This window comes from Aeromonas sp. QDB39 (genome assembly GCF_027707585.1).
Lineage (GTDB): Bacteria > Pseudomonadota > Gammaproteobacteria > Enterobacterales > Aeromonadaceae > Aeromonas > Aeromonas hydrophila.
Map to the genome: position 1 here is coordinate 1 of NZ_JAPCIV010000084.1, position 5532 is coordinate 5532.

The 5532-nt window shown below is 55.5% G+C and carries 4 protein-coding genes; all 4 read left to right on the forward strand.

Annotated features, from left to right (window positions below; all coding sequences use genetic code 11):
* Positions 1-626 precede the first annotated feature (626 nt).
* The 4 genes from ecpA (at position 627) to PG899_RS23675 (ending at position 5484) form a co-directional block, all read left to right on the forward strand.
* Positions 627-1199, forward strand: a complete 573-nt coding sequence (gene ecpA / locus PG899_RS23660; protein WP_077098165.1) for a common pilus major fimbrillin subunit EcpA — start codon at positions 627-629, stop codon at positions 1197-1199.
* A gap of 59 nt (positions 1200-1258) precedes the next feature.
* The gene (locus PG899_RS23665) at positions 1259-1924 is read left to right on the forward strand and encodes a hypothetical protein (RefSeq protein WP_077098163.1); all 666 of its coding nucleotides are present in this window, start codon (positions 1259-1261) and stop codon (positions 1922-1924) included.
* 81 nt (positions 1925-2005) lie between these two features.
* Positions 2006-4453, forward strand: coding sequence for a fimbrial biogenesis outer membrane usher protein (locus PG899_RS23670; protein WP_232105277.1), 2448 nt, complete (start codon positions 2006-2008; stop codon positions 4451-4453).
* Positions 4453-5484 (forward strand): hypothetical protein, encoded by a 1032-nt coding sequence (locus PG899_RS23675; RefSeq protein WP_270697788.1) that lies wholly within the window; start codon positions 4453-4455, stop codon positions 5482-5484. The genes PG899_RS23670 and PG899_RS23675 overlap by 1 nt, the downstream gene beginning before the upstream one ends.
* Positions 5485-5532 lie beyond the last annotated feature (48 nt).

Genomic DNA, 5532 nt, shown 5'->3' on the forward strand with positions numbered 1-5532 from the left:
AACCGCAGATCGTGTTTGATGAACTACGACAGGTTGCTTGATTTGGCGGGTGTTGCACTTCGGAGTTGAATTCGCGGTCAGCACGTGTACCATATGGCGCTTGAATATTAATGATATGTTACGTAGTTCAAGTAACGACGCCTCTCTTCGTACCTCATTCATTTTTATCTGATATTTTTATTTATGCTCATCAAATACTTACAGAGCTATATATTCTTTTGAATCTCTATTTTTTCTTGTACTCATTCCTGTACGGCAACCCCTCCCATCCTCCCCCGTCAGAGGGACGCACCATCTAGATAAGAAAAGCACCAAAACTCTTAAAAATCAAAATCATAAGAAAAACAAAAAACCCTGATAAGAGAATGGACAAGGCTTATTTTAAGTTGCAGACAACAACCATCTTTTAGGACTTTTCCTACACAGCATTCAATCGATCCGAGCAGGTCCGTCCAGTATCTTTGCCGGCGAAAAGATGAGCTGATTGACGAAACATTACCCTTCGGCGATCGGCAAGATTGCCTGGACAAACCCGTCCGGCAAGGTGGAAAGGGAATGCACCCTGGGTGCGTGAAATCAAACGGGTGGCAAATGCCCCCATCAGGAAATGTGTAGGAAATATCAAGATGAAAAAGACTCTGATTGTGCTGACTGTTGCAGGACTGGGCTTCGCTGCCGCCGCTCAGGCCGCTGTAGAAGCAAAATCCGTTGCCACCTGGAAGGCAACCGCCAAAAAGGACACCGAGTCGGCGCTGGTTGTCACGCCGCTCGACAGCCTCTCTTTCCAATACGCGGAAGGGATCAAGGGTTTCAACACCGTGAACGGCCTGTTCGACGTTGCCATCAAGGGTGATGCCAGCGCCACCGACTTCACGCTGAAGGCCAAGAAGCTGAGCGGCACTCTGAACCACCTGAGCGGCGGCTCCACCGTCGACGTCGGCGTGCTGTGGCAAGGAGCTCCCGTCAGCACCACCGCCTATACCACGCTGATCGATACCGCTGCCGGCATCACGGGCGGCAACCTCTCTCCGCTGGCCAGCAGCTTCAAGGATGACACCCAGCGCAGCACCGCCCAGGGCTCGTTCACCTTCAACATCGAGAGCGCGACCGTCAACGGCACAGACGCGGCTTTCGAGACCCTGCCGGATGGCCTGTGGAGTGGGGAAGTCAACGTCGAGTTCGTTGCCAACTGGTCCTAATTACCTCGACGCATAGTATTCGGGGCCCTGCGGGGCCCTTTGCAATCACAGGAGTTCCCATGAACCTGAAAATGCTGATGGCATGGATGCTGTTTATTCCCGGGGTCAGCCAGGCCATCAACGTTGGTTCCGTCACCACCTTCATCGATGCAGGCAGCCAGGATGTAGCCAAGGAGATCGAGAATGGCAGTGCTCAAGCCAGGCTGGTCACCATCTCCATCAGCCGCATCTCTTCACCCGAAGAGGGTGGCCAGGAGATCCCGATGGAAGTGGCCGGCGAGCTGATGCTCTCGCCCAGCCGACTGATGCTGCCCGCCCATGCCAAGAACAACGTTCGTTTCTTTTACAAGGGACCGCAGGACGGCAAGGAGCGCTACTACCGCATCCGCTGGCTGGACACCGCCCTGTCGATGGACGACCAGAGCAACAATCGCCGCCAAGCGGTTGCCACCACCTCTGCCCAGATAGGCACCATTCTGGTGGTCACGCCACGCCAGCAACACTTCGCCTACAACCTGCAAAACGGAATGTTGAGCAATCAGGGGAATGCCTCTTACCGCACCGTGGCCTACGGCCCCTGTCTGGACCGCAAGGCACAGGCGCAGTGTAAAGAGACCTACTACGACCTGCCCGGCAAGCAGCGCCGCTTCAAGAAAGTCGATATGCAGGATCCGCAAAGTCATCTTGGCCTCTGGCTGGGTCAGGAATTCGTCGTCGTCAAATAACCCGTTTGTGCTGGTACTGCCTTCACCACCCGGTCGAGTGGCGGTGTTGTTTTGCCGAAATCTGAAACCATGGTGCGTGATATGTTGAAGAAAACCTGCTTGTTGCCGCTCTCATTGCTGATGGTGGTCTCCGCCTCGGCCAACAGCGCGGCGCCACTCAAGATCGCCAACGTCATCATTCCAGCCAGTTTTGCCCAGGCTCTGGCAGAAGGGCTGGCTGTTCCCGTTCGCCTGCAGTACACGGATGAAAAAAACCAGCTCGACACCCTGACCGATCACCCGATCGGCAATGCCACCCTGCTGCTGCAGGACGGCAAGCTGCATCTGCTGCACATCGATTTTGGTGCTGGCCAGCAGCAAGGTCTGCTCAACGACCAGCTGACCGCCATGCTAGCCAACGAAGAGAAGCGCACGTTTTCTGCCGAGGGCAGCTTGCAGATAGATGCCAACGCCAGCATGCAGCTTGACCTGGTGGCCATGTTGCTGACGATTCGGGTTTCACGCGATGCATTCGGCCAGGCCAGGCAGCCGGACAACCGGGTGACCTTGACCCCGACCGTTGACGCCCTGACCGGTGTTCATCGCTACAATCTGGGCTACTCCTTCAACAGCAATCGGCAAAACGGTCACAACGACTCCAACTTCCTGCAACTGGACAGTACCGTCGGGATGGGCGCCCATCACATGGCGCTGGACGCCTCCCTCTACAACCTTGGGGAGCCAGAACAGAGCGGTGACATCTATCGTGCCATGTACGAGCGGGATCTTGACGATCGCCGCATCGCAGCCGGCATGGTCTCGACCTGGGATCTGCAGACGCTGGGGGTGGTGACCGGCCTGAGTACTGGCCGCATTTATGGGGCATCGTACGGCAACCAGGCCCAGTCACGTAAACAGAAGGCCGACGCATCCACCACCCCGGTACAAGTCTTCATGCCTGCCAATGGCGAGGTCAGGGTGTACCGTGAGGATCGCCTGATCAGCCTGCAAAACCTGGCCATCGGCAACCAGAATATCGACACCTCGGCGTTCCCCAGTGGCGTCTACAACGTCACGGTCGAAGTCTATGTCGATGGACGGCTGACCAGCACCACGACCCAGCGCGTCACCAAGCTGGGCGGTAGTCTGGGCTTTACTCAGGAGTGGGGATGGCAATGGTGGGGAGGCATGATGGAAGGCGCCCAGAACAACGGTGATTCACCGCTGCTGGGAGTATCGCTAGCACGTTCGCTGGATACCCTGGAACTGGCCACTACAACCTATGCCTTCAAGGATGCTGCGGTAGGCGAAGCCCGTGCAAACTGGCAGGCAACCGATCGTGTCAGCGCCCAGTTGCAAACCATGCTGGCCTCCGACCAATCGTGGCGATTCGCATCCAGCCTTGCCCTGCAGGCCCATGACAATGCCTCTCTTTGGCTCAGCCAGGAGAAGCTCGAGACCGGCAGCGCCCTGACGGTGAGCAACGCCGAACTCTACTCTGCCGGCATCACGATCAATCTGGGTGGCTGGGTCAGCGGTCTCGGCCAGCTCACCTTCAATACCCTGCACGACCGCCAGATGAACAGCGATCGCAGTTATGCCGATTACTACCAGCACCTTTATGCCGGCAAATACGGCAACCTGTCGCTGCGCGCCAGCCTGCAGAGCGACAGCGGCACGCTCAACGGATTCAACAACAAGAGCATCACGCTGGATTACTCGATCCCGTTCGACAACCTGTTCAGCTTTGGCATGAGCAGTAACGAGCAGGGCCAGACCACGGCCAACGTCAACTACCAGAAACGCATGGACGGCGTCATCAATCTGGCCTCGTTCAATGCCTCGCGCATGATGCACGGCAGTGATGAACACAATATGGCGCTCTCCGGCACTCTCGGGTTCGAGAACAAGGTCATCGGCGGCACCATGACGCTGGGCCGCGGCCATGGTGGCGACATGAATGGCAACCTGATTGCGCGCGGCGCCCTGGTCACGACGGAGGACTCACTGGTCGCCTCTAGCCGCAACTCCTCGGGGGCCGGCTTGATCATCAATACCGGTATCGATCGCCAAGGACAGATGCTCGCCAAGGTCAACGGACAGGATTACCCCCTGCAGGGCGAGCAGACCTTCCTCGCCCTCCCCCCTTACGGGGAATACGAGATCGAGCTGCTCAACAGCAAGCGGGGCAAAGACAGCTACGACATCAATACCGGCAAGCAGCGCTACACCCTGTTTCCCGGCAACGTGGCCACCCTGGATGCGCGCAGCACAATCAAGGAGATGGTGACCGTCTTCGGCATACTCAGGGCGGAAGACGGCTCCTTACTGGCCAATGCCCGCATCGACAACCATATCGGCACCACGGTGACCAACGAGGAGGGTGAATTCTCGCTGGATGTGGATAAAGCCAATCCCATGCTGACCTTCCGCCAGGGGAATGACTTCTGTGAAGCCGAGCTCGATCTTGAAAAACACAGCGGCGCCGCCTGGGTAGGCATCATTACCTGCCAGGGGCTGCCCACCTATGCCATGGTGAGAGAGTACTGATGATGAATCCCGCATATAAATGGCTGTTGGCGATGGCAATTGCCACCAGCTGGGCCTCGCAGGCCAGTGCCGCAGTATCCAAAACTGTCTGGCCAAATGCTCCGCTACGAAACTTTCTGTTTATTGAGAACCAGGAAGACAACAACCTGTTTGTGGCACCTACCGACGGATTAGATCCACGTTTGACCGGTGCAAATGCTTGGACCTCCCTTAAAGGGAATGGGCAAGTGAGCCTGGCGTATGTTGATAATGGATACAACACTGATATTAACAATTGGAACGTCGACATGTGGGAAAACGGCCCGATCCGTCGTCCTTATGTCAACCAGCGCTGCATCATGACATATACCCGCTGTGATCCCGACACGGCAGAAGCGGTCAACAAACCCGCCGTGGTAGATGACCTTGGCTTTTTCGGTCTCATTGGCGCATCCGCGGGATGGGGGCACGGCAAGCTCAGCACAAGCTTCTTTGACTATCTGCGCACCATGCCAGTTGGAGCCATTTTGAACAGAGAAATGAACTTGTGCATGACCACGCTCAAATACGATGCGGCGGCTGGAGAGCGCTGTATCAATCAGAACAGTGGCTACTGGTACGTGAGAAACATGCAGCACAAGAAGGCTGGTCATCTGCGCTTCGTACAAACCAACGCGATTAGCGAAGTCATTGTTGACAGCAATGGCGTACCTTATGTCTTGCCTGGTTCTCAAGGCTGTGAAAACTATCGTCTAGGCAATCAAGACGGCATTTTATGTCGGTTCCTTGATTACAACTTCAATGACGATGGCAGCCAAAATTATATCGAACCGTATATTTATACCAATGTCAGAAATAGCTCATTGAATAGCGCCATTGGCGTCACTGATTTGCAAATGAGTGCGGATCTCAAGAATTGGGCATACAAGGGTTATCGCCATAATATCAGCTACCTCAGGGGGCAATCCTCTATGTATCTGTTTCTATCAAGCAATTTCTTCAAACAAGTGGTGAGGTTGGGTCTGCAAGGGAAGGTGCGAGCAAGTCCCTGATATGAGATCATGTTTGTCATCTGGAGCCATGAAAAAGGGTTCATCATG

Coding starts and splice junctions, on each gene's coding strand:
- PG899_RS23670 (WP_232105277.1), top strand. CDS start 2,006: ATGTTGAAGAAAACCTGCTTGTTGCCGCTCTCATTGCTGATGGTGGTC.
- PG899_RS23665 (WP_077098163.1), top strand. CDS start 1,259: ATGAACCTGAAAATGCTGATGGCATGGATGCTGTTTATTCCCGGGGTC.
- PG899_RS23675 (WP_270697788.1), top strand. CDS start 4,453: ATGATGAATCCCGCATATAAATGGCTGTTGGCGATGGCAATTGCCACC.
- ecpA (WP_077098165.1), top strand. CDS start 627: ATGAAAAAGACTCTGATTGTGCTGACTGTTGCAGGACTGGGCTTCGCT.